Origin of the sequence: Prochlorococcus marinus str. MIT 1214, from assembly GCF_027359355.1 — a bacterium.
In the GTDB taxonomy this organism is placed as follows: domain Bacteria; phylum Cyanobacteriota; class Cyanobacteriia; order PCC-6307; family Cyanobiaceae; genus Prochlorococcus_B; species Prochlorococcus_B marinus_F.
In genome coordinates this window covers 886,332-909,701 of the sequence record NZ_CP114777.1, presented here as the reverse complement: position 1 = coordinate 909,701, position 23,370 = coordinate 886,332, and the positions used below count along the sequence as shown (strand labels likewise).

26 protein-coding genes and 1 tRNA gene are annotated in these 23,370 nt (G+C 34.1%); 16 read left to right on the top strand and 11 right to left on the bottom strand.

The annotated features are described in order from the left end of the window. Position 1: 1 nt before the first annotated feature. The gene (gene purD, locus O5639_RS05305) at positions 2-1,309 is read right to left on the bottom strand and encodes a phosphoribosylamine--glycine ligase (RefSeq protein ID WP_269625426.1); all 1,308 of its coding nucleotides are present in this window, start codon (positions 1,307-1,309) and stop codon (positions 2-4) included. A 189-nt stretch (positions 1,310-1,498) separates the two neighbouring features. Here purD and purC point away from each other — a divergent pair, with 189 nt between their 5' ends. The 7 genes from purC (at position 1,499) to msrA (ending at position 8,552) form a co-directional block, all read left to right on the top strand. Continuing rightward, positions 1,499-2,242 carry a phosphoribosylaminoimidazolesuccinocarboxamide synthase gene (gene purC, locus O5639_RS05300; RefSeq protein ID WP_269625425.1) on the top strand — a complete coding sequence of 248 codons (744 nt, stop codon included), beginning with the start codon at positions 1,499-1,501 and terminating at the stop codon, positions 2,240-2,242. 54 nt (positions 2,243-2,296) lie between these two features. Further along, positions 2,297-4,600, top strand: coding sequence for a BamA/TamA family outer membrane protein (locus O5639_RS05295; protein WP_269625424.1), 2,304 nt, complete (start codon positions 2,297-2,299; stop codon positions 4,598-4,600). After that, entirely contained in the window at positions 4,600-5,445 is an 846-nt protein-coding gene (gene lpxC / locus O5639_RS05290) for a UDP-3-O-acyl-N-acetylglucosamine deacetylase (RefSeq protein ID WP_269625423.1), read from the top strand. The genes O5639_RS05295 and lpxC overlap by 1 nt, the downstream gene beginning before the upstream one ends. A 63-nt stretch (positions 5,446-5,508) precedes the next feature. Beyond that, a complete protein-coding gene (gene fabZ / locus O5639_RS05285) occupies positions 5,509-5,916 on the top strand; it encodes a 3-hydroxyacyl-ACP dehydratase FabZ (protein WP_269606920.1) in 408 nt (135 codons plus the stop codon). Between the two features lie 4 nt (positions 5,917-5,920). Continuing rightward, positions 5,921-6,772 carry an acyl-ACP--UDP-N-acetylglucosamine O-acyltransferase gene (lpxA, locus tag O5639_RS05280; protein WP_269625422.1) on the top strand — a complete coding sequence of 284 codons (852 nt, stop codon included), beginning with the start codon at positions 5,921-5,923 and terminating at the stop codon, positions 6,770-6,772. Beyond that, positions 6,772-7,947: a lipid-A-disaccharide synthase gene (lpxB, locus tag O5639_RS05275; RefSeq protein ID WP_269625522.1), complete on the top strand. Its 1,176-nt coding sequence runs from the start codon at positions 6,772-6,774 to the stop codon at positions 7,945-7,947. Before lpxA ends, lpxB begins: the two co-directional genes overlap by 1 nt. After that, on the top strand, positions 7,944-8,552 hold the full coding sequence (gene msrA, locus O5639_RS05270) for a peptide-methionine (S)-S-oxide reductase MsrA (protein ID WP_269625421.1): 609 nt from the start codon (positions 7,944-7,946) through the stop codon (positions 8,550-8,552). The genes lpxB and msrA overlap by 4 nt, the downstream gene beginning before the upstream one ends. A gap of 65 nt (positions 8,553-8,617) precedes the next feature. Here msrA and O5639_RS05265 read toward each other — a convergent pair whose 3' ends face one another. Both O5639_RS05265 and O5639_RS05260 read right to left on the bottom strand, forming a co-directional pair. After that, complete coding sequence (locus O5639_RS05265; protein ID WP_269625420.1) at positions 8,618-10,105, bottom strand: leucyl aminopeptidase; 1,488 nt, start codon at positions 10,103-10,105, stop codon at positions 8,618-8,620. Positions 10,106-10,142: 37 nt separating this feature from the next. After that, positions 10,143-10,742, bottom strand: coding sequence for a GIY-YIG nuclease family protein (locus O5639_RS05260; protein WP_269625419.1), 600 nt, complete (start codon positions 10,740-10,742; stop codon positions 10,143-10,145). 316 nt (positions 10,743-11,058) lie between these two features. Between O5639_RS05260 and O5639_RS05255 the strand changes: the two genes are divergently transcribed. The 3 genes from O5639_RS05255 to pyrF are packed head-to-tail and all read left to right on the top strand — an operon-like array spanning position 11,059 to position 13,385. Continuing rightward, the gene (locus O5639_RS05255; RefSeq protein WP_269625418.1) at positions 11,059-11,376 is read left to right on the top strand and encodes a DUF1825 family protein; all 318 of its coding nucleotides are present in this window, start codon (positions 11,059-11,061) and stop codon (positions 11,374-11,376) included. Between the two features lie 26 nt (positions 11,377-11,402). Further along, complete coding sequence (tyrS, locus tag O5639_RS05250) at positions 11,403-12,650, top strand: tyrosine--tRNA ligase (protein WP_269625417.1); 1,248 nt, start codon at positions 11,403-11,405, stop codon at positions 12,648-12,650. Between the two features lie 9 nt (positions 12,651-12,659). Further along, a complete protein-coding gene (gene pyrF, locus O5639_RS05245) occupies positions 12,660-13,385 on the top strand; it encodes an orotidine-5'-phosphate decarboxylase (protein ID WP_269625416.1) in 726 nt (241 codons plus the stop codon). Positions 13,386-13,389: 4 nt separating this feature from the next. Here the strand turns inward: pyrF and plsY are convergent, their stop codons facing one another. The 5 genes from plsY to O5639_RS05220 are packed head-to-tail and all read right to left on the bottom strand — an operon-like array spanning position 13,390 to position 17,586. After that, positions 13,390-13,986, bottom strand: coding sequence for a glycerol-3-phosphate 1-O-acyltransferase PlsY (gene plsY, locus O5639_RS05240; protein ID WP_269625415.1), 597 nt, complete (start codon positions 13,984-13,986; stop codon positions 13,390-13,392). A gap of 20 nt (positions 13,987-14,006) precedes the next feature. Beyond that, the gene (locus O5639_RS05235) at positions 14,007-15,035 is read right to left on the bottom strand and encodes a DUF3086 domain-containing protein (protein WP_269625414.1); all 1,029 of its coding nucleotides are present in this window, start codon (positions 15,033-15,035) and stop codon (positions 14,007-14,009) included. 16 nt (positions 15,036-15,051) lie between these two features. Beyond that, on the bottom strand, positions 15,052-15,480 hold the full coding sequence (locus O5639_RS05230; protein WP_269625413.1) for a DUF3119 family protein: 429 nt from the start codon (positions 15,478-15,480) through the stop codon (positions 15,052-15,054). Between the two features lie 4 nt (positions 15,481-15,484). After that, positions 15,485-16,234, bottom strand: coding sequence for an MlaE family ABC transporter permease (locus O5639_RS05225; RefSeq protein WP_269625412.1), 750 nt, complete (start codon positions 16,232-16,234; stop codon positions 15,485-15,487). Next, a complete protein-coding gene (locus tag O5639_RS05220) occupies positions 16,231-17,586 on the bottom strand; it encodes an MFS transporter (protein WP_269625521.1) in 1,356 nt (451 codons plus the stop codon). The genes O5639_RS05225 and O5639_RS05220 overlap by 4 nt, the downstream gene beginning before the upstream one ends. A 137-nt stretch (positions 17,587-17,723) precedes the next feature. On the opposite strand from O5639_RS05220, the gene O5639_RS05215 reads away from it, so the two are divergent. Further along, positions 17,724-17,794: transfer RNA gene (locus O5639_RS05215), tRNA-Gly, on the top strand. 12 nt (positions 17,795-17,806) lie between these two features. Here the strand turns inward: O5639_RS05215 and O5639_RS05210 are convergent. Then, positions 17,807-19,864, bottom strand: coding sequence for a glycogen debranching protein (locus tag O5639_RS05210; RefSeq protein WP_269625411.1), 2,058 nt, complete (start codon positions 19,862-19,864; stop codon positions 17,807-17,809). A gap of 768 nt (positions 19,865-20,632) precedes the next feature. Between O5639_RS05210 and O5639_RS05205 the strand changes: the two genes are divergently transcribed. From O5639_RS05205 to O5639_RS05185, 5 genes are all read left to right on the top strand, one after another. Further along, positions 20,633-20,908 (top strand): HU family DNA-binding protein, encoded by a 276-nt coding sequence (locus tag O5639_RS05205; protein ID WP_269625410.1) that lies wholly within the window; start codon positions 20,633-20,635, stop codon positions 20,906-20,908. A 186-nt stretch (positions 20,909-21,094) separates the two neighbouring features. Next, positions 21,095-21,421 (top strand): hypothetical protein, encoded by a 327-nt coding sequence (locus O5639_RS05200; RefSeq protein WP_269625409.1) that lies wholly within the window; start codon positions 21,095-21,097, stop codon positions 21,419-21,421. Between the two features lie 147 nt (positions 21,422-21,568). Beyond that, positions 21,569-21,841, top strand: a complete 273-nt coding sequence (locus O5639_RS05195; RefSeq protein WP_269625408.1) for a hypothetical protein — start codon at positions 21,569-21,571, stop codon at positions 21,839-21,841. 173 nt (positions 21,842-22,014) lie between these two features. Further along, entirely contained in the window at positions 22,015-22,203 is a 189-nt protein-coding gene (locus O5639_RS05190; RefSeq protein ID WP_269625407.1) for a hypothetical protein, read from the top strand. Positions 22,204-22,260: 57 nt separating this feature from the next. After that, the gene (locus O5639_RS05185) at positions 22,261-22,500 is read left to right on the top strand and encodes a hypothetical protein (protein WP_269625406.1); all 240 of its coding nucleotides are present in this window, start codon (positions 22,261-22,263) and stop codon (positions 22,498-22,500) included. Here O5639_RS05185 and O5639_RS05180 read toward each other — a convergent pair. After that, positions 22,497-22,709, bottom strand: a complete 213-nt coding sequence (locus O5639_RS05180) for a hypothetical protein (RefSeq protein WP_269625405.1) — start codon at positions 22,707-22,709, stop codon at positions 22,497-22,499. The two genes, O5639_RS05185 and O5639_RS05180, sit on opposite strands and share 4 nt — an antisense overlap. Before the next feature lie 56 nt (positions 22,710-22,765). Beyond that, complete coding sequence (locus O5639_RS05175; RefSeq protein WP_269625404.1) at positions 22,766-23,059, bottom strand: high light inducible protein; 294 nt, start codon at positions 23,057-23,059, stop codon at positions 22,766-22,768. Positions 23,060-23,370: the final 311 nt, after the last annotated feature.

Below are 23,370 nucleotides of genomic sequence, written 5' to 3'. Positions count from 1 at the left end.
TTTAATATTTATCTCTCACTTGATAACCTATATCTCTGCGAAAATGCATACCATCAAAGTTAATCTTTTTCAAATTAGAATAGACTAAATCGAAAGCTTTGTCGAAACTTTCACCCTGAGCAACTATCGAAAGAACTCTGCCACCCGAGGTAACTATATTGTCAAATTCGTCGATTGTGGTCCCAGCGTGAAAAACCTGGAGTGAAGGATTTGATTCAACGCTGATATTTACCTTTTCACCTTTTTGTGGACTTTCGGGGTATCCCTTTGAGGCTGCCACAACACAAACACTGCATTCTGATCTGAATGTTAGTTTTGGCGAACTTTCTAGTTCTCCTCTAGCGCACGCAAAGAGCACTGAGGCAAATTCATCTCCCATTAATGGCATTAAAGCTTGACATTCTGGATCACCAAAGCGGCAATTAAATTCAATCACTTTTGGTCCAGAGGATGTAAGCATTAAGCCTGCATAAATGATTCCGATGTATTTGATTCTCTTCTTTTTCAGACCTTGCACAGTTGGTATAAGAACAAGCTTAGTTAAATCTTCAAGATCTTTTTCATTAATTAAAAGCGCAGGTGCATAGGCGCCCATTCCGCCAGTGTTTGGACCATGGTCCCCTTCCAGTAATCTTTTGTGATCTTGCGCTGGAGGAAGAACAATTAATTTTTCTCCATCACAAAGAGCAAAAATAGAAACTTCTGGACCTTCAATTTTTTCTTCGAGGATAACTTTATTTCCTGCAGATCCAAACTTTCCAGAAAATATATCTTTAATTGCCTCTTTAGATTCCTCAATTGTGTCGCAAACAGTGACACCTTTACCTGCTGCAAGACCATCTGCTTTGATCACAAGAGGCTGGTTAAATCTTTTAAGAATTTCTAGAGCTTCTTCTTTAGATTCTGCTGCCCAATACCTGGCTGTAGGGATATTGTTTTCAATCATCAGAGCTTTAGACCACTCTTTACTTGCTTCTAGTTGAGCACCATCTTTGCCTGGACCAAAAACTGTTAATCCTGCTTCTCTCATTTTATCTGCCAAACCCTCAGCCAAAGGGACTTCAGGACCAATGATGACTAAATTAATGTTAAGTCGCTTGCAATCATTGATTATTGTTTTTTGATCTTCAGATTTAGGTTTTAGGCGAATACATTTTGCAAAGTTGGCGCTCCCACCATTGCCAGGACAAACATATATTTGATCAATAGATTGATTCTTTGATAGAGCCCAAGCAATAGAGTTTTCTCTTCCTCCATTGCCAACTATAAGTATCCTTTTTAATTCTTTAGTCTTTTGATTCTTGGCCATAGTTTTTCTCTTGCTTAAATGAAAAAATAGTTTTAGTAGATTTTTAATTACTTATTGATTATTAGTTAATAAATTGTTTAAGGAAAAGTGATTTAGTTGTTTGGATTTTAGGTTTTAAATAAATTTGTCTTGGTTGAGGTGATTTTTTTAGCATTGTCTATTTATACTAATTAGATATCAGAGGTATTAATGAATCATATCCAAGGATCACTAATTCATGAAGGCAAAGCAAAACGAGTTTTTGCGTGTGAAAATCCAAATAGGGTTTTAATAGAGTTCAAAAATGATGCTACCGCTTTTAACGCAAAAAAACGATCAGAGATAGAAGGTAAAGGGCGATTGAATTGCAAAATTTCTGCGGCTCTTTTTAAATTGCTTGAATTGAATGGAATTCCAACACACTTTCTAGAACTTCAATCGGAAACATTTATGATTGCGGATAAAATTAAGGTAATCCCTTTAGAGGTTGTTATTCGCAATATTGCTACAGGTTCATTATGTAGAGAGACACCGATCAATCAAGGAACAATATTAAACCCTCCACTCCTAGATTTTTATTATAAAGATGATGAATTAGGAGACCCTATACTTACAGAAAGAAGATTAAAGTTACTTGATTTGATTAGCCCTTCTCAGCTTGAAGAAGTAGAGGCAATTACTAGAAGTGTAAATAAAATTTTAAAAGAATACTTTGACTCACTAGATTTATTATTGGTTGACTTTAAATTAGAGTTCGGTTTTAACTCATTAGAGAAAATTGTTATTGCTGATGAGATAAGTCCAGATAATTGTAGATTTTGGGATAAGAAGAATTCTGATCCAAAGGCACGTATCCTTGACAAAGACCGCTTTCGGCAAGATCTTGGAGGAGTGATAGATGCATATGAGGAGATTTTGAAACGTATAGAAAAAGACTCTTCTAATGCTTTTTAACCAAATTATTCTTGGCTACGGATTCCTACATTTAATTGAATTGCTTTGAAAGCTATGTACCAAAAAACCGCCACTTCTAATAAAAAAATAATTAGCAAAAGTGCTTATGCCATTGCTTTGGTAGTTCCTTTTATTAGTCTTTTTGGAGAAAGTAAAGCTTCTAAAATAATCTCAGGTGAAAATCAATTTATTATTGAGAATAAGCAGAGTGAAAGTTTTCAATTTACTAATCAATCAAATCTTAATAAATCTAATTTAAAGCTTGATGACTTTTGGATTGCTGAGGGAGTAAATCAAAAAAATGAAGATAATTCTATTGAAGAAAAAAGAGTATTAATTTCAGAGATTGTTATTGAGGGACTTGAAGATCATCCTGATAAAGAGCGCTTGGAAGTTATTGCTTATGATGCAATGTTAATTAGACCAGGTAGTAAAGTTACGAGTGAAGAAGTTAAGAAGGATTTAGATCGAATTTATTCAACAGGCTGGTTCTCTGGTGCGAAAATCGAGTCTTTGAAGAGTGCTAGAGGAGTTCAACTTTTGATTCAAATTGAACCAAATCCTATATTAGATAAGATAAGCATACTTCCGCTTGAAAGAAAACTATCAAATACAAAATTAAATGAGATTTTTAATAATGATTTTGGAAAAACACTTAATCTAAATACTTTACAAATTAGGATTAAAGAAATTAAGGATTGGTATAGTGGTAAAGGATACTCATTAGCAAGGATATCTGGCCCAAGTAGTGTATCTAAAGAAGGAAGAGTTGAACTTAATATTCAAGAAGGATATATTGCTGGTATTGAGATAAATTTTATAGATGAAGATGGAAATACAGAAGATGATAAAGGACGTTTGATAAAAGGAAAAACAAAGAGATGGGTAATTAAAAGAGAATTAATAACAAAAGTTGGAGGTATTTTTAATAGAAATAACTTAGAATCAGATATCAAAAGGTTATACGCAACGTCACTCTTTAATGATGTAAAAGTAACTCTTAAGCCTTTAAGTTCGGAGCCTGGAAAGATTATCATTTCTCTAGGAATAACAGAGCAAAGAACTGGTTCTTTAACTGGAGGTCTTGGCTATAGCGGAGGACAAGGTGTGTTTGGACAGATCGGATTACAAGAGTCCAATCTGATCGGAAGAGCATGGTCATCAAATATGAATTTGACTTATGGAGAATATGGAGCACTTTTAAATCTTTCCTTATACGATCCCTGGATTAAAAATGATAAATATAGAACCTCTTTTAGAACATCATTGTATTTGAGTAGAGAAGTTCCTCAAGAATTTAGAAGTCAAGAGGGGGGAAGTATTCGAGGAGTTACAGATAGATATGAAGCTCCTAATGCATTAACAAGTTACGACTCCAATCAATCTCAAAACTTAGATTTAAATGATAATAATACTTTAATTGAAACTGGCCCATTCTCTAATCTTTCCTCTGCTCAGTTAGCTGCACCAAAGTTTAGTTGGTTTGATTATGAGGGTGATTCTATTGTCTTAGAGAGAACAGGAGGAGGCTTTTCTTTCGCAAGACCTTTAAATGGTGCTCAGCCTCTAAAAAAGGTACCCTGGAGTGTACTTATTGGTGCAAATTTCCAGAAAGTTAAGCCAATAGACTATGCCGGAGATAAAAGACCTTATGGCGTAGCATCAACAAATTTTATAGACGGTAAAGTCCCTGAGAATGAAGTTATTTGTGTGGCATATAATTGCGCTAAAGAAAATACATTAGTTAGTTTAAAAAGTGCTGTTACTTACAATAATTTAGATAATTCACGAAATCCAACTTCTGGAGATTATTTAAATATTGGTTCTGAACAATTTATTAGTTTAGGTGAGAATTCACCGACTTTTAATAGAACTCGTGTGAGTTATTCTCGTTTTTACCCTGTTAATTGGCTGAAGTTTCATAAGGGTTGCCGCCCCAAGCCTGGTGAAAAATCAGATTGCTCTCAATCGATAGGCGTTCAAGCAAAGATTGGAACAATCATCGGAGATCTACCTCCTTATGAAGCATTTTGTTTGGGAGGATCCAGCTCTGTTCGAGGTTGGAACTCTTGTGATCTAGGCGTCGCAAGAAATTTTGGAGAGGCAACAGGAGAATACAGATTTCCTATTTGGCGATTAGTTTCAGGAGTCCTATTTGTTGATGCAGGATCTGATTTTGGCTCTCAATCAAATGTCCCAGGGAAGCCTGGAAAAATTCTAGAAAAACCTGGATCAGGTTTTTCTGTTGGACCTGGAGCTGTCATTAATACGCCTGTTGGCCCAATTCGGATAGAGGCAGCGACACAAGATTTCAGTGGAAATTGGCGTTATAACATCGGAATTGGCTGGAAATTTTAGTGTTCTCCTTCCCCGATGACTATGAAGAAGGCTGGACGCTTCAAAATGAAATTAAAAAAGATGGTATTGGCTTGCATACAGGCCTTCAATGTACAGTCATAATTAAGCCAACAGTATTAACTGGATTTCATATTTCTTTTTCAGATGAACCTAATAAAGTTATTCCCATAGATATTTTGCAAGTAAGGAATACTCCTTTATGTACAACTCTTGATCTGAATGGGAAAAAAGTATCTACCGTCGAACACTTGTTGGCTGCATTAATTGGAGCAGGCTTAACTCATGTACATATAGAAATAACTGGCAGTGAGATTCCTTTACTTGATGGTTCTGCTATTGGTTGGATCGAGGAAATTCAAAAGGTAGGAATGGTTAATTCCATTACATCTCCTAGACCAAGGCCAGAACTCAAATCTCCAATTTTTGTTAGCAAAGGAGAAAGTGTGATTTTTGCAATACCATCAAAAGAATTGAAATTAGTAGGTTTGATTGATTTCCCATATAAGGCAATTGGACAGCAAATATTTTCTATTGAGCTGTCCCCAAATAATTTTGTTAAAGAAATTGCACCTGCACGAACTTTTGGCTTTCTTGATCAGTTAGAAGAATTAAAGAAAGCTGGTCTAATTAAAGGAGGAGCTCTTGAAAATGCGTTGGTTTGTAATGGTGATTATTGGGTGAATCCACCCTTGAGATTTGCAAACGAACCAGTGCGTCATAAATTGCTTGACTTGATTGGAGATTTAGCTTTTGTTGGATTACCGAAAGCGCAAATTTTTGTTTATAAAGGGTCTCACGCTCTTCATGCTGAATTTGCAGCTTCTCTTCAAAAGGTATTAACCTAATTAAATCTAATTTTGACTGACATTTCTTCTTCCCAACCTCTTGTTTTAAATAGCGAGCAAATAATGGGGCTTTTGCCACATAGATATCCTTTTGCGCTTGTTGACAGAGTGATAGAACATGATCAAGGCAAGAAAGCTGTGGCAATAAAAAATGTCACTCTTAATGAGCCTCAATTTCAAGGCCATTTCCCCGATAGACCGCTAATGCCAGGAGTTTTAATAGTGGAAGCAATGGCTCAGGTAGGAGGGTTGATTGTTTCTCAAATGCCTGATCTTCCAAAAGGGCTTTTTGTGTTCGCCGGGATTGATTCAGTTCGGTTTAGGCGTCCAGTAGTCCCTGGAGATCAATTATTGATATCTTGTGAGTTGATAAGCATCAAAAGAAAAAGATTTGGCAAAGTTAGGGGAGAAGCAAAAGTGGATGATCAGTTGGTTTGTTCTGGCGATTTGATGTTCTCTCTTGTGGATTGAAGTGATGAGTGAACTTCAATTTTCTGAAAGCTTAATTGCAGATAACCAAGTCAATATTCATAAATTTGCAGAAGTCTCTCCAAAAGCTGAACTTGGCAAAGGTGTATATGTAGGATCAGGAGCTGTTATTGGTCCAGATGTGATTGTTGGTCCAAATACTTGGATAGGACCAAATGTAATTATCGAGGGAAAAGTAAAAATAGGATCAAATAATAAGATTTTCCCAGGAGCATGTATTGGATTAGAACCCCAAGATTTAAAGTATAGAGGAGATTCTACAAATGTTTTAATTGGAGATAATAATACTTTTAGAGAATGTGTAACTATTAATAGGGCCACCTTTGAAGGAGAGAAAACTATAGTTGGGAATAAGAATTTATTAATGGCATATTCACATTTAGGACATAATTGTCAAATTGGAAACAGTGTAGTTATAGCAAATAGTGTGCAGATTGCAGGTCACGTTGTTGTTGAAGATCGAGCTGTTATTGGAGGGTGCTTGGGGATACATCAATTTGTTCATATTGGTTATTTAGCCATGATTGGAGGCATGACGAGAGTTGATAGAGATGTTCCTCCATATTGTTTGGCCGAAGGTCATCCTGGAAGAATGCGGGGACTAAATAGAGTTGGAATTAAAAGGCAAACCATAGATAAAGAGAATAAAGAAGAATATCTACAATTGAAAAGAATCTGGAACTTATTATTTAAATCTGAATACGTAATCTCTGATGGTTTGAAAATTGCAAGGCAAGAGAATTTATTGCAATCTTCCGCAAGGTTATGTGGATTTATAGAACTCTCTATTGGTAAGGGTAGAAGAGGTCCAATGCCTTCTTTGATGGCAAATAAATGATGAAGTTGTTAATCAGTACTGGTGAAGTCTCTGGAGATTTGCAGGGCAGTTTATTAATAAATGCTTTAAAGACTAATGCAGAAAAAAGGAAAATTGAATTAGAGATAATTGCTTTAGGCGGTGAAAGGATGAAAGAAGCAGGGGCTCAATTAATATCTGATACTTCTTCGATAGGTGCAATAGGTTTTTTAGAAGCTCTTCCTTACGTTCTACCAACTTTAAATGCACAATCAAAAATTGATAATTACTTAAGTTCTTCTCCACCTGATGTAGTCGTTTTAATAGATTATATGGGGCCTAACATTCGACTAGGATTAAAAGTAAAAAAAAAGTTCCCTTATATTCCAATAATCTATTATATTGCTCCTCAGGAATGGGCATGGAGATTAGGTGATTCGGGTACAACCGATTTGATTAATTTTACAGATAAAATATTAGCTATCTTTGAAGAGGAAGCTCAATTTTATTCAAACAAGGGAGGAAATGTAAAATTCGTTGGTCATCCAATGTTGGATTTCTATAGAAATATTCCTACTAGAGAAGAATCTTTTAAAAGAATAGGATTAAATACTGGTCAAAAACTTCTTCTTATTATTCCGGCTTCTCGAAAACAAGAATTAAAATATATTTTACCGACATTGCTAAAAGCGGCTAAGCTTCTTCAGGAGAAAGATCCTTCTATTACTGTTCTAATACCATCTGGATTAAATGAATTTGATGAACTATTAAATAATTCATTGAAAGAATATGATTTGTCTGGAAGGATTATTTTGTCTAATGAAGTTGATGATTTAAAACCATTTCTATTTTCAGCTGCTCATCTTGCTTTGGCAAAGTCTGGGACGATAAATATGGAATTGGCTCTAAATTCAGTTCCACAAATAGTTGGATATAAAGTAAGCAGAGTTACTGCTTTTTTCGCAAGATATTTATTGAGATTTAATGTTAAATATATTTCACCAGTGAATCTTCTTTTAAATGAAATGTTAATACCAGAGTTTATACAAGAGGATTTTAAAGCTGAGAAAATTTTTAATGCAGCATTAAAAATTCTTGAAGATGATTCTACAAGAAAAGACATAATTCTTGGTTATAAAAGATTGAAAGATAAATTAGGAAAACCTGGAGTTACAGATAGAGCATCAAAGTATATTCTAGACTTATTAGTTCAATGATTCCTATGAAAAAAACCTTCAAGAAACTAATAGTATTTTCTATGCTCCTGCAAATATTGATAGTTTGCCCTTATAAAGTATTTGCAGAATCAGAGGAAGCTATTTTTGCAGGTGGATGTTTTTGGTGCCTAGAACATGATCTAGAGAAACTTGATGGAGTAATTTCGGTGGAAAGTGGATACTCCGGTGGAGATTTAATTAACCCCACATATGAAAATCATAGTGGGCATCAAGAAGTTGTGAAAGTTAGTTTTGATGCCAATGTTATAAGTTATAAGGATTTACTTCAACAGTATTGGTTTAACATAGATCCTTTTGATAATAAGGGACAATTTTGTGATAGAGGAAATTCATATAAGCCCGTTATTTTCACTTCTAATCAAAAACAAAAGAGTGATGCAAAGGAGATTAAAGAAACTATCTCTATTGGATTAAATATACCCTTGGAGCAATTAAAGGTTGATATTATTGACTCAAAAACTTTTTGGATAGCTGAGAAGTATCATCAAGACTATGCAGTTAAAAACCCCCTTAAATATAATTTTTATAGAACCAGTTGTGGTAGAGATAATAGACTAAAAAAAGTCTGGGGCGAATATAAATAATAATAAATTACTTAATTAAATGGTCTTAAATATCTATTTTATACCTTTGGATTATATGTGAATAGTTAATGCATGTTTAGACTCAATTCTTTTATCCAATTAACCAACGTTCTTACTCCATAACCAGTTGCACCCTTGGGATTTATATCTCTATCTTTTTCAGTCCAACATGTCCCTGCTATGTCAATGTGAGCCCATGGGATATTTGAGTTCACAAATTCTTTTAGAAACAATGCAGCAGTAATTGATCCCCCAGGTCTAGGACCTGTGTTTTGCAAATCTGCGATAGATGATTTAATCCCAGATTTGTATGAATCTTGCATAGGCATCCTCCAAATACCCTCTCCAGCTTTACCTGCAGCTTTTGTTAATTGTTCAGAGAGCTGATCATTGTCAGTCCATAATCCTGCTATTTCATCTCCTAATGCAATCACACAAGCTCCAGTAAGAGTAGCTAGATCTACTATGGCATCAGGCTTAAGTTTGCATGCATAAACCAAAGCATCAGCCAAGGTTAACCTTCCCTCTGCATCGGTATTGTTTACTTCAATTGTTTTTCCGTTAGAGGCTGTGATGATATCTCCAGGATGCAATGCAGAACCATTAATCATGTTTTCGCAAGCAGCAACAATAAAATGAACTTCGATGTTGCTGGGTTTTAATTCTGCGATGACTCTTGCTGTTCCAAGCACAGAAGCACTTCCGCCCATGTCGTACTTCATTTTTTCAATCTGAGAGGCGCCTACTTTTAAGTTGTATCCACCAGAGTCAAAAGTTAAGCCTTTCCCTATTAACACGACTTTACTTTTTGCGGCTTTTGGAGAATATTTTAGGTGTATAAAATTTGGCTGTAGATCTGATCCTTTAGCAACCGCTAGGTAAGCTCCCATTCTTTGATCTTCACACTCTTCTTTGTCAAGAATTTTTAAATCTAAATCATAATCAGTGGCTAATTTTTTGGCCTCTTTTGCCATTTGATATGGGGTAAGAAAATTGGGTGGAGCTGAGACAAGTTCTCTTGCCAATTTAACTCCTTCGCAAATTGGATTAATTTCAGCAATAGCTGATTTGGTGGTTTTGGTCTCTAAGCCTATTAATTCAACTTCATCTATTGGAAAAGGTTCCTTTGATTCTGATTTAAATCTAAGATCTTTAATAGATGACAATTTAACTGCTTCGCCAACTGCGCATGCAGCGGAGGAAGGGTTAAATGCATTCCAAGGGAAAAATATTCCTAATTTTTTTTCATGAGGTGAAACTTTGCGAGCGCCAATTGAAGCTGCCTTCCGTAGATCATCAATTCGAAGAGTTTCTGCCTTGCCTAAGCCTACAAAGATTATTTTTTGTATTTTGCCTTCTATGAGTTCAATTGATAATGTCTGACTTTTTTTGCCTTCGAACTTTGAATCATTAAACCTTTTGCTTAAAAAAGTATCTTTTATTATGGTCTTAAATAAATTTATTTGACTTTCGATCTCTCCTTCTAAAACCCCAGTAATAAGAACTGATCCTGACCATTGGTTAATTTCTTTAGAGACTGCTGAAATGTGCATTTAATTTTTATACTTGTATTTATGATAACAATTTTTACTAATTGATTTGAGAAGTAAATGGCGTTGCCCATATTTCCCTTGTCTCTTTATTAAATGGTGGAAGCCAAGCTTGGATAAGTTGTTGTTCTAATTTTCTTCTTTCCTTCGTTTTAATCGGAACATCAAGCCAAAAACGAATGTTTAAATTGGTTTTTATATTCGCTTTTTGTAGGGTGTCGGAATAATTTGAAATGTATTTTTTACAGTCATGGTTACCTTTCCACCTTTTTTCTGCAGAAATTGTTTCACCAATATATAAGATAATATTTTCTTCAGAATCAATAATTTTATCCGTTACAAAATAAACCGCGGGCCCCTTATGCATTGTTTTTGGCCACCTCCAAAAACTTAAAGGTAAAGGAGTAAGCTCCATAGGGTTGAAAATCTCTATTAAATTTTCTGAACTAGGTTCAAATAATGAAGATTGATTTATATCTTTATAGCCAGACTTAAAAATAGGAGACTGATGATGGATAATTTTTTTTTGCCATTCCTTGATTATTTCTTTATTAATAAATATATCTTTAATAAGATTTTTTTCTGAATAATTGATATCATTTTCTTTAAATAAATCATATTGAAGTTCGAACTTTTTCATTTGAGAAAGGCTATATCAAAAAAGATAATTAGTTATTAATATCTCATAATTATATGATCAATATCTTTATTTTTTCTATTAAGGTCATTTTTATTTTAGCTTTTCAAGTTCAAATTAAAAGTGTTTTTTCTTGATTAGTAAGTTTTTGCGTAACTACAGTAAGAAGTATATTTTTTTGCGGTGTGGCTATTTACACTCAGCAAGCAAATGCTTTTGGGGAAAATGGTCTAAACTGATCTAGAGATTTAAATGATACAATCATTTTATTCATTGAATTCAAAATCAAGCAATTGGTCTATCAAATGGGATTAAGAATATGAGTTTTTTTGAATCTGAAATTGTTCAGGAAGAAGCGAAAAAACTTTTCAGTGATTATCAGAATCTTATGCAATTAGGTTCTGATTATGGCAAATTTGATCGAGAAGGGAAGGTGATGTTTATTGATAGCATGGAAAATTTAATGGAAAGATATAAAGTTTTTATGAAACGATTTGAGCTTTCAGAAGATTTTCAGGCAAAAATGACAGTAGAACAGCTAAAGACTCAGTTGGGGCAATTTGGGATCACTCCCGATCAAATGTTTGATCAGATGAATAAAACGTTGGTTAGAATGAAATCAGAATTGGATAAATGATTATTAACCTTTTTCAAGTTTGAATTATGCTAGATATATTCAATGAATTACCTGATTGGATCTCTAGAGGTTTAGATGATCTTTTTCCTTATAAAAAATCTGAAGATTCAGATCAAAGTTTTATAAAAAGATTAGAACTTGCATCAATAGAAAAAAATCCTTTACGTGTAAAACTTGGAATTGATCCAACAGGAACTAATATTCATATAGGTCATAGTATTCTTTTTAGAAAATTAAGAGCATTCCAAGATGCTGGGCATACTGCAGTACTTATAATTGGAGATTTTACAGCAAGAATTGGAGACCCAACTGGAAAGAGTAAAACTAGAATTCAGCTTTCAAAAGATGTGGTTGAGTCGAATGCTTTGAATTATCTTGAACAATTAGGTCTAGGGAAAGAACCCAAAGATTCATTGTTAGATTTCTCAACTCCTGGTCGTTTAGAAATAAGAAGAAATAGTGAATGGCTTGAAAATCTTAATTTCTCTAAAGTTATAGAACTTTTGTCAAACTCAACTGTGGGTCAAATGCTGGCAAAGGAAGATTTTAGTAATCGATATAAAGCTGGTACTTCTATATCACTTCATGAATTTCTTTATCCACTTCTTCAAGGCTATGATTCGGTTGCAATCAAATCTGACTTAGAACTAGGTGGAACAGATCAAAAATTTAACATAGCGATGGGAAGAGATTTGCAAAGAGCTTATGGACAGAAACCTCAATTTGGAATGTTATTACCTATTTTAGTTGGCTTAGATGGGACACAAAAAATGAGTAAAAGTTTAGACAACATTGTAGGAATAAATGAAGATTCATTATCAATGTATTCAAAATTAGAAAAGGTTCCGGATAATTTGGTGTTTAGTTATTTAAATTTATTAACTAATGAAAACTTAAAAAATTTAAGTTCAAATCCAAGAGAGATGCAAAAATTCATGGCTTTAAAAATAACATCTAATTTTCACGGAATTGAAGCCGCAAAAAAAGCTCAATGTAATGCTGAAAAATTAGTTTTAGGAACTCAAGATTCTCTTGATCAAATACCAGAAGCCTCCATATCTAATGTAAATTTTCCAGCTAAAGCCTTTTATTTATTTAGTAAGCTGGAAATGTGTTCAAGTAGCAGTGAAGCAAGAAGGCAAATTCTTGGTGGAGGAGTAAGGATAGATGGAAAAAAAATTATAGATCCTAATTTAGAGTTTGATACTCCAGATGATGTCATAGGAAAAATATTGCAGGTAGGCAAGAAAAAATTTCTGCGTGTTTCAATCTGATAAATCATTATGAAAAAATATAATAATCCAAGTGAAAAAATAATTATTGCCTTAGATGGCATGGATAGGAATAATGTTTTCAATCTTCTGGAAAAAATACCTGAAATTACCTGGGTCAAAGTTGGACTTGAATTATTTGTTAGGGAAGGGCCAGATATATTGTCAATCTTAAGAGATCAGGGAAAAAAAATATTTTTAGATCTTAAATTTCATGATATACCTTCAACAGTTGCTAGAGCTTGTTACGCAGCTTCCCAAACTGGTGCTGAATTTATTTCTTTACATACTTGTGCTGGAGTGAAGGCTCTAAAGATGGCTAATGAAGCTGCGCAGGAAGGAGCCTCTAAAGTGAATTTAATGCCGCCAAAACTTTTAGGAATTACTATCTTGACTAGTTGGACTTACGAAAGTTTTGCTAGCGATCTATTGATTAATCAATCAATAGAGCAACGTGTTTTGCACCTGGCAGAGATTGCTTCTAATTCTGGTTTAGGAGGATGTGTCTGTAGCCCTAGGGAGGTTCAATCTCTTCGTGAGATGCACCCTGAGACGTTTGAGTTGATAACTCCTGGAATCCGGTTATTGGGTTCAGACATTAACGATCAATCGAGGGTCACTGATGCATCCGAAGCTCTTAAGTTGGGGGCATCAAAGTTAGTTATCGGGAGAGCAATTACCCAATCAAATGATCCTTCTTATATGTTCAAAAGTTTTTGCGATAAAGTTAGTATTTGAGTTCTTAGTGCTGCCCAATTTTCGGCTCTTTGCCTTTAAATAATCTGGCTATGTTCTCTCTATGTCTCCAAATCACTAAAGTCATAGCTAATATTGAAATTAATAAAAATGGGAGAGAAATAATTGAGTTATTAAAACTTATAAACATAATTAAAGGTAGAGCTAATGCTGCACAAACACTTGCAAGTGAGACTATTCTAAATAATGTAATTATTAATATAAATATTCCCAAAGTAGCAAGTCCAACTTGCCATGAAAGACCAAGAAATACTCCTAAACCTGTTGCCACAGCTTTACCCCCTTTCCAATTCAGCCAGACTGGCCATATGTGACCAATTAAAGTTGATAGACCTATCGCTACTTGCCATGAATCATTTAGAAGAAAATATTTCGCTAATAAAATAGATACAACCCCTTTCAAAACATCTACTAGAAAAACTGTAATTGCAGCTCGCTTGCCAATATGTCTTAATACATTTGTTGCTCCAGTAGAACCAGAACCTAATGAACGAATATCAATACCTTTTGTAATTCTTCCAGCTAAATAACCACTAGGAAAAGATCCAAATAAATATCCTAAAAATAGAATTAATAGATTCAAAATAATTTTGATAACAACTTCTATATTAATTCATCCTCTTCATACAATTCATTTGGACCTCCAGCGAAAGCTAGCCAGATAGGGAACTGAAGGATTGGAATTTCTACATTTATCTCAGCCGCATCAATAATTATCAAAGGTAACTCACCTCTTTCTTCAAGTCGATCTGCTCTTTCGATTAGTCCATCCGACCGCTCGAAAAGTACTATCCCGCTATTTGGTCCAAAATCTTCACGGTTAAGGCCTAATGCGTCTTGGAGACATCTTCTCCACTCCCCAAGGCGCTCTGGTTGACCAGCTAAAACCAAAGTCTGAAATTGTTCGCCGTATAACTCACCTAGAATAGCAATAATCCCTGCTGCAACTAAAGCATTCTTTGATCTACTTCCTCTGCTTGGTTGAGCACCTCTTCCACCCATGCTAAAGAACCAATCTTCAAGCATTTCAACGTCATTGGATTCAAGACTCCTTCGTAGTCTCCAGGGCTCTGCATAGAAATCGGGTTGTTCTAGGAATTGACTAAAACATTTCCTAATTAAAACCTCATCAGGCTTAAAAGTATCAGAAACCGCTGGGATAACTTCTTGCTCTTTGGAAGTCTCGATTTTTTTATTTTCATCAAGTGGAGATGGCTTAACTATTACTGGTGGAACAACAAGCTCTAGCTGCTCGGCTGATTGAGCTAGGTCTTGTAAGGCTCCTGTTAGATATTCCTGGAAACCTTTAACTCTTCTTGCTATTGCATCAGACTGTCCTGAAAATGAGCTTTTAAGTTCTCTCTCAATTTGTACTTTCTTTTTAGAAAGTTCTTTTAATTCTTTTTCTAATTCATCTCGTGATATCTGAAGATCTTTAAGAGCAATCTCAATGAAAGACTTTGACTCTGGGTTAGAGATTTTTTGATTATCTTCAGGACTTATGACACTTTTTGATTTAGTTTGCTGATTCAGAGGTTCCTGGGGTGTATTTTTTAATGAAGAAGAATTCTTCACAGAAATATTCTCTTCTGAATCTTTTTGCTTTTTAGATAGATTTTCTTCAGATTCCATATTTCAAAAACTTCAATTAAGTTTTAGATTTTGATGAGTCTACTTCTTTTTGTATTTCTAGATTCTTGACCCTTAACCTTAGCTGTTCTTTTAATGAGTCGACCTCAAAAAGTATGGGTAATAGATGAGGGCTTGCTTCTTCCCTAAAATAAAGAAAACCTGGCAATTTAGGTAAGATAATTCTCCATGCTATCCAATTTTCAAAAGGAAACCTTCTTAATTCATTTCCAAGTTGCATAACGATTAAATCTTCCTCCGTAAATTTTAGTTTTAAGGTAAAAGATTGCAGTAATAGGAAAAAACCAAAACTGCTAATTACAATTGTTGGCCAGGGATGAAACGGTGTAATTAAAAATAAGAAGCCCACAAATATTATGAATATGGGTAAACGATAAGAAGGTTGTAAAATTACACTATCCTTATCAAGAAGATTTTCAGAAGTCATAGTTTTAGCCAAAAAGAATTTGGGTGAGTAAAACATCTACTAAAGAAACGGTTATTAGAGTCATGACTACTGCTCCAGTAGTGCTAGAACCTACTTCTTTTGGCCCGCCTCTTGTAGTTAATCCCCATCCGCAAGCAATAATTGCGATTAAGAGACCAAACACCAATGCTTTCACAAGCATAAATGGAAGATCAGATGTTATTAGCCATTCTCTTACCGAATTCCAAAATATGCTTGGTGGAATTTGATAGAGAATGGTGCTGCTAAATTGACCGCTAAATAAAGCGATAGAAAAAAATAATAAGCATTGAATTGGCGCCATTACTACCATCGCGCATATTCTTGGAACAACAAGATATTCAACTGGATCGGTTTGAAGCATAGTAATAGCGTCAATTTGCTCAGTAACTTTCATTGTCCCTATTTGTGCAGCATAAGCAGTTGCAACTTTTCCAGTGAGAAGGGTTGCTGTAAGCAAAGGAGCTATCTCTCTTGCCATCCCAATTGCTAAAAGTCCGCCAACTGCGGAACCTAAGCCTTGTTTACTTAATTCTGCAGCGACTTGGATATTGAACACGGTTCCTGCTGCAATGCCTGTTATTAAAACGATAAGGAAGCTACCTGGACCTGCTTCCATTAATTGGTCTATTAAATCTGATTTATTGATTTTAAATTTAGCTATTGAAGAAACTGCCTGTCCTCCAATTAACATACTGCTAAAAAATCTTCTAAGCCAACGAGGTGAATAGCTCATTGATTTACTCTTGTGGTTTTAAAATCTAGACTTCGCCATGGTTTCATAGTTATTAATCCAGCGATTACGAGAAAAGAAGGTATTAATCCCATGCATAATCTTATGGTAATAATTGCTGTTAAAGGTTGATCTAAGTGTTCAAAACTTGATAAGCAATTAGTTGATGATTTATATCCTGATAATGATAAAAGAACTCCTAATAATTGAACGCTTAAACCAATACCTATTTTCTGAATGAAAACCATCCATGCCGTATATATTCCTGATGGTTTTTCTGGATCTTGATCAATAGCATCAGGCAGTAAAGACCAGGGAATAAGATAGGCTGTTGAAGCACCAAATCCTACTAAAACAATTATTAATATAAGAATTAGCATCTTTATCCCTTCAATATTGCCGAAAAATAATAAATTATTGATACTCACTCCTTTTGAAATTGGGGGCATAAGCATAACTAGAATGCAAGCTAGTATCCATATTTTACCCCCTTTAAATAGTGCTGATAACCTTCCATATTTATTAGAGTAGAAACTCCAAAACTGTAGACCTAATAGAGTACTAATCTGAAATGGTATTGGGATCCATTTGGAGATTTCTATTGGAACAAGTATTACTTGCTCAAGATAAATTAATGAAACGGTTTGCATTAATTGAAGTCCGCACCAAAGAAGCAAGTAAAGAGCGATTATTCGTGTGAAAAGTTTATTATTTAAAACTCTTTTTAGTTGTTGATTAAAAGGTTCTGCTTGAGAAGTGGGTTTCCTAGCTTTCTTAGCAAATGGTGCGAGTCCCCAGCAAGCAATTAAAGTGGTAAAAGTAGCAATAATTCCTGTTACTCTTCCCATTGAGGTATAACCTTCTACTCCTTGAGATAAGAAGCCCGCAGCCACTATTAACCCAGTGGTCCCAGCTATAATGGAACCAGTAAATCTTGCAGCATTGAGTCTTGTCCTAATGGCTATATTTTCAGTTAGCTCTGTAGATAATGCGGCAAAAGGTAAATTTACGGCTGTATATGCTGTCATTAAGAAAATTGCCGCGAATACGTAATAAGTCGTTTTCGTATCTATTCCTCCTGGAGGGACCCACCACATTGCTGCAAGGAATAAACCTAGGGGAACAGCACCTCCAATCATCCACGGAAGTCTGGGCCCCCATCGTGATCTAGTGTGATCACTCATCCATCCAATTAGAGGATCATTTATCGCATCCCAAAGTTTTGAAACCATGAGAAGCGAGCCTGCAATAAATGCAGGAATTCCCGCAGCGCAAGTGAAAAATAGAAAGAGATAAGTACCTAACTGTATTGCGGCTAATCCCGTTCCAGCATCTCCCATCGCATAAGAGATCATTAGTCTTGTGCGATTATTTCCTTCGTAAAGCGATGTGGAATTATTCACTCTTTTTTGGATAATGGGACTCGCAAGGTAATAATGGAGGAAGCTGAATTAACTTTTACTCCTACAGTGAGTAGATCTTTAGTTCTAGCGCGGGCGTAGTTTAGTGGTAAAACCTCAGCCTTCCAAGCTGATGATGCGGGTTCGATTCCCGCCGCCCGCTTGATTTTGATTTTCATAGATTAATTTTTTTTGAATACTCGCTGGAGACCATAAGCACAAGACTGTTACTTTCAACCCGCACATTTGATTGATTCGCTAAAGGTTTTTTAGAAATATTTTTAGTTTTCAAAATAGAGGTATCAATGTATTTTTTCCAAGTAGAAATTGGAGTTGGCAAGTCAAAAAGCATTGATTCTTTGTAAGCATTAAATCCAAGCCAGATTGCAGATCCTTCATCGTTTTTGTTAATGCTAAATCCAAGAGTATGTGACCAGTCACCCCAGTCAGGTTTATTAACTTTAATTCCATGCCACTGAATCCAAAAATGGGATGTTTTGACCTTGGTATTATCTTTTTGACAATCGAAAATACTATCAGGGCTGAAAAACTCAGGTAGTTGTTTCCTTAGAGATATCAGCTTTAAGACAAATTCTTTTAACTCATGATCCCAATTCTCATGATTCCAATTCATCCAACCAAGTGGGTTGTCTTGACACCATGTGTTGTTATTACCTCCTTGGCTTCTACCTACTTCGTCTCCCATTAAAATCATTGGTACTCCAGGAGTTAAAAGGAGTGTTGAAAGAAGATTTCTTTGTTGCTTTTGCCTTAAATTGTTTATTTTTTTATTAGTAGTTGGTCCTTCAACTCCGTAATTATAACTGTTATTATTGTTCTCCCCATCTCTATTATTTTCACCATTAGCAAGGTTATGTTTTTTATTGAAACTTACTAGATCTTTTAATGTGAACCCATCATGAGAGGTTATGAAATTAATACTAAATATATTTGCTAAATTATGATTATACAGTGACTTATTCCCTGTTAATCTATCTTTAAGCGGCCATATTGTGCCTTTTTCCCCTTTCCAAAATCGTCTAACATCATCTCTAAAATGACCATTCCAGGTCCTGAATTCTTTCGCTGGAAAATCACCTAGTTTGTAAAGACCGCCACAATCCCAGGGCTCACTGATTAATTTCAAACCACTTAGTTTAGGATCTGCTTCTATTTCTTCAAATAATGGAGGATGATCTAAAGGAATTAAATTTTCTCCTCTGCTTAAAGCAATACCTAAGTCAAAACGAAATCCATCAACACCTAACTCAATTGCCCAACAAAGCAATGATTCTAAAATTAATTTTCTAACTAAAGGACGATTAGCGGCAATACTATTTCCACATCCACTTACATCTTGATAATTTTCCTTTTCATCTTGATGGTAGTAAGTTTTAGGACCAAAGTTTTTCCAACTTATACTTGGACCATTTTGATTCCCTTCTGTTGTGTGATTATAAACAACATCTATTATTACTTCTAGCTTATTATCATGGCAAACTTCTACAAACTGTTTGAATTGTTTCCTTGCTTCTAATGGATTGGAACTATCTACAAAACCTTGATGTGGTGTGAACCAGTTTATAGGACTATAACCCCAGTAGTTAACTAGTCCTTCAGGGGCATCATTAGAATCAAAAGCAAATACAGGAAGCAGTTCAATAGCTGTAATTCCAAGACTTTTAAGATAAGGTATCTTTTCAATTAATCCTATAAAGGTCCCTCTCTTACTTTCGCTAATACTTGAATCAGTACTTTTAGTAAAGCCACCAACATGTAATTCATAAATAATTGTTTGATTCCATGGATGTTTAGGCCTTGGGTGAGATTTGAAATCAAAATAATCTCTTTTAGTTACTACTCCCTTAAGGCAATTACCAAAACTTTTATTCACTTTATCTTTTTGATTCCTTATGTAATTGCTCCACCCTGTTATTGCTCTGGCACATGGATCTAAAACAATATGTTCCTCGGCAGCCTTGTGCCCGTCAATTGACAGTTTATATCCATATAACGTTCCTTCAGTAAGTCCCTCTATTTCAACGTGCCAATAATCCCCAGACCTATTCCCCTGACCTAAAGATATTGTTTCTTTTGCATGCTTGTCATCTTCATTCTGGAAGATAAGTAATTCTACATTTGTTGCATGTGGTGCTGCGATAGAGAAATTAACCCCATCAAGAGTAACTGAGCTACCTAAAGGCCATGCTGAACCAACTTTTACTTTTCCCAATTGTGTTTGTCCTTTATAAAAATAATCAAGTAACTTTCCCTACAAGTTAGTTGTTTAGTTTGTTTTAACAAGTTATGAAAAACGAAAGTCAATTTTAAAAGAAATTTGTATTAGGCATCTGGTGCTTTTCAAAATGAATACTAAATCGTTTTTGAGGGGGAGAAATTCATTTTTTTTTGCGATTTTGGTTCTGAACAGAGTTCAACCACATTCTGTTCCAACTGAAAATCAAATCTTTTGAAGGCTTTGGCAACATAGTCATGAAAAACTTTAGAGCTTTTTTGCAAATTCGGTTTTAAAAAGGTTGCCCTAGAGCTTGCAAAAATCTGATTTCTCATTTATTGCTCTCTTTTTTTTGTGCGTATTATTTTGTAATACCAATAAATGTGCTGTTCTGCAGACCTTTGTTAATTCACGAGAATTTAATTAAATGTGTGATTTTTGTCATAAAAAATAATTAATTCCAAACTTCAGCGCTGTTCTTAATGATAAATGTGAAAATTCATTTTATCAGAAGCCTTGCCCTGACACGCTTCTTGGGGAAGGTGGAAAAGATCCATCTTTCTTTAAGCTATTTAGTGTAAACCTGTGAGACATTGTTAAATCAATAAAAAATGTACATATATTTTTTAGAAAGCTTACTGTCACAAGCTCTTTGGGTTGCAGGCAAGTGATTTGGTCCATACGATTAGCAAGATTGAGTTTTTTGGAAACTAATTATCTATTGGTTTCCCTCCTCTTACTCCCTGCTACATACAATCCTTTCCAATGAACAAAGCAGATTTAGTCAACCTAGTTGCAGCTCGTACAGAGCTAACTAAAACAGATGTCTCTCTGGTAGTTGATGCCGCCATAGATACAATTATTGATTATGTAGTGGAGGGTAAGAAAGTCTCCATTCTGGGGTTTGGCTCTTTTGAACCTCGTGATCGTTCGGCTCGTCAGGGATTAAACCCTAAAACTGGGGAGAAGATAGCAATACCTGCTAAGCGAGTTCCAGCTTTTACTGCTGGGAAGTTGTTTAAGGACCGGGTTCAGGGATGAGGCTTTTAAAAGCTGTTTTGCTTACTTAGATTTTCGTTTTTGTTAGGGACTCTTTGAAAATGAGTCCCCTTTTTTTGTGAAAATCTAAAATTTATATGATTAAGAAAAATAAGTTATCTTTTTTTAGGGAGGCATTGTTGGCCATATTTAAATAATTATCAACACATTATTATTGGAGATTATGTTTTGATTAGTTATCCATTTGAAAAAATTAAATTTGCATCTGTTCTTTTTATATATATATTTATTCCTTTAAATCCAATGATAGCAAATGAATCCAAGGATTATTTGGAAATTGATATGATGGTTTTGAGATGTTATAAAGATATAAACTCTTGCAAGGAAGCATTATTTAAAATAAATGACTATCAAAAAAATGCTGAAAAAAATAAAAAGTTTTCTTGTCAAACTAGATTGTTAGGTTTAGAGGCAAATTTAATAATGGCTACGAATTTTAATTTCAAAAGAAAACAAGCTAAAATTATTGTTGATTCTATCAAGAAATATTGCTAAACATAATCAATAAATTGATCACTTGATTATTGATTTCTGACTTAGTTAACAAACTAATGTGAAAAACTAGAACAAAATACGTTTTTATCTGATTTGTCTAAGTAAGATTAGAACTATAAAGATAAAGAAATTCTGCTAACTAAGAAAATGGGCTCCAAATCTTTTAATTCCAAAAATACTAATGATAAGGTAACTAAGACCAATAAGGTAAAAGACAATAAGTTTAAGAAATCAACTTCTAATGATCCAGATGTATTAGTTAACCTGCCAGCTGGCATGAAATATAAAGTCCCAGGTAAGCGCCAGAGAGTTATTATTGGTTCAATAGTAATTGGTTTGAATGTCTTATTAGTTATTAGTGTACTTGTTTATTTTTACAATCCTGAATTTCAGGAGTTTGTTTATAATTTTGGCCGATGAGTGTAGCTCGCTAAAACTAATATTTAAATGATTAGGAAAGATTTAGTGGGGTTTATAAAAATAGGAAAATATTACTATTAAGAAATAAAAGTAAAGTTTGACTAAGATTTTTTTATTGATTTGCGAGACAGAAACTCTATATTCTACTGTTTTACTAGAGGTATTTTGTAGTAATGGTCCCAAATAGAAGCCAGGAGAATAAGTCTAAACAGATTCCTCAACAGCGAAAGACAACTCTAAAATGGGGAACCAATGGGGAGCTTTCAGCACTTGATATGGTTCGTATATTGGATCGTTTAAATGATCAAGATTTAACTGAATGTGAGATACCTTTAGATACAGGAAAAGAAAAAAAATTATAAATTTCTTTTTTTGTCTACGAGAAAAGCTAATATATTCTTAATGATTTATTAGCTTTTATGAAAATAAGTATTGTGTTTATATCTTTAATAGCAATAATTCTTGGATATTTATATTTCTTTACTGGCTATCAATCTGCTTTTGAAGCTGATCAGCAATGCCATTATGAATTACGATTGAAATCTCTTGAACTAGAAGGCTTGGGTTGTGACCATGACCTTGAAACAAATCAATGGATCCTTTATCAGAAAGGAATGAGTGATAAGCCTTCTCAAGTCGTTGAACGTTATCGTTATTAACTTATAAATTTATTATTTATTGTTGGGAAAATATATATAGCAATAACTAAAGAGAGAAAAGCTGTAATTATAAATGTTGAAAATTGCCCTATTGATCCTGGAAGATATGTATTTTGCAGAAAATAAAAATCTATAAGTGAACCAATTGTTCCCCAAATAATCACCCAAGCAGATACGTATGAAACACCAACTAATGTTTTTTTATTCATTGCTTTTAGAAAATTAAGTAAGTTAATGGAATCAATATAAGATAATGATTTGATTTTTAGCTGATTCCAAAAATTTTCAGTGTTGCTGGTTCGCCACCAAAAGCTAATTCAGTCAGTATGAGCATTAAAAATCCGATCATAGCCACTCTGGCATTAACAAGTTCAGCATTTTCATTAAAACCAAAAACTTGTTTTACCTCTTCGCCTTTATTATTTATCCATTTAGGGTATGAATTGAGGTTTTGACTTTGATCAATTAGTTTTGGATCATTTTTAGGTTCAATTTTTTCTGTATCATCTAGATCTGAATTGATACTTTCATTATTGACCTCTGAATGATTCTTAGACATTTGAATTTAAAATATAATTATATAATTAAATTATAAGACATTCTTGTTTAAAGTTTTCTCTTTTCGAGATTTAGCCATTTGTTAAGACTATTTGAAGAGAGTGCTTTTTGTTTTTATGTAGCCTGCAACCTGAAATAAAAAAATAATCAGTATAAAATTTTATATTTAATAATTAAAATTAAATTACATATAACCAATATATTTAGCGATTTAGATTAGATATATGTATCAAAAAAGAAAAGAGCTATATCAAAGTTAAAATTATTTTCTTATTCCCTTATTAAGTTTTGTTTGACTATTAATTCATAGCT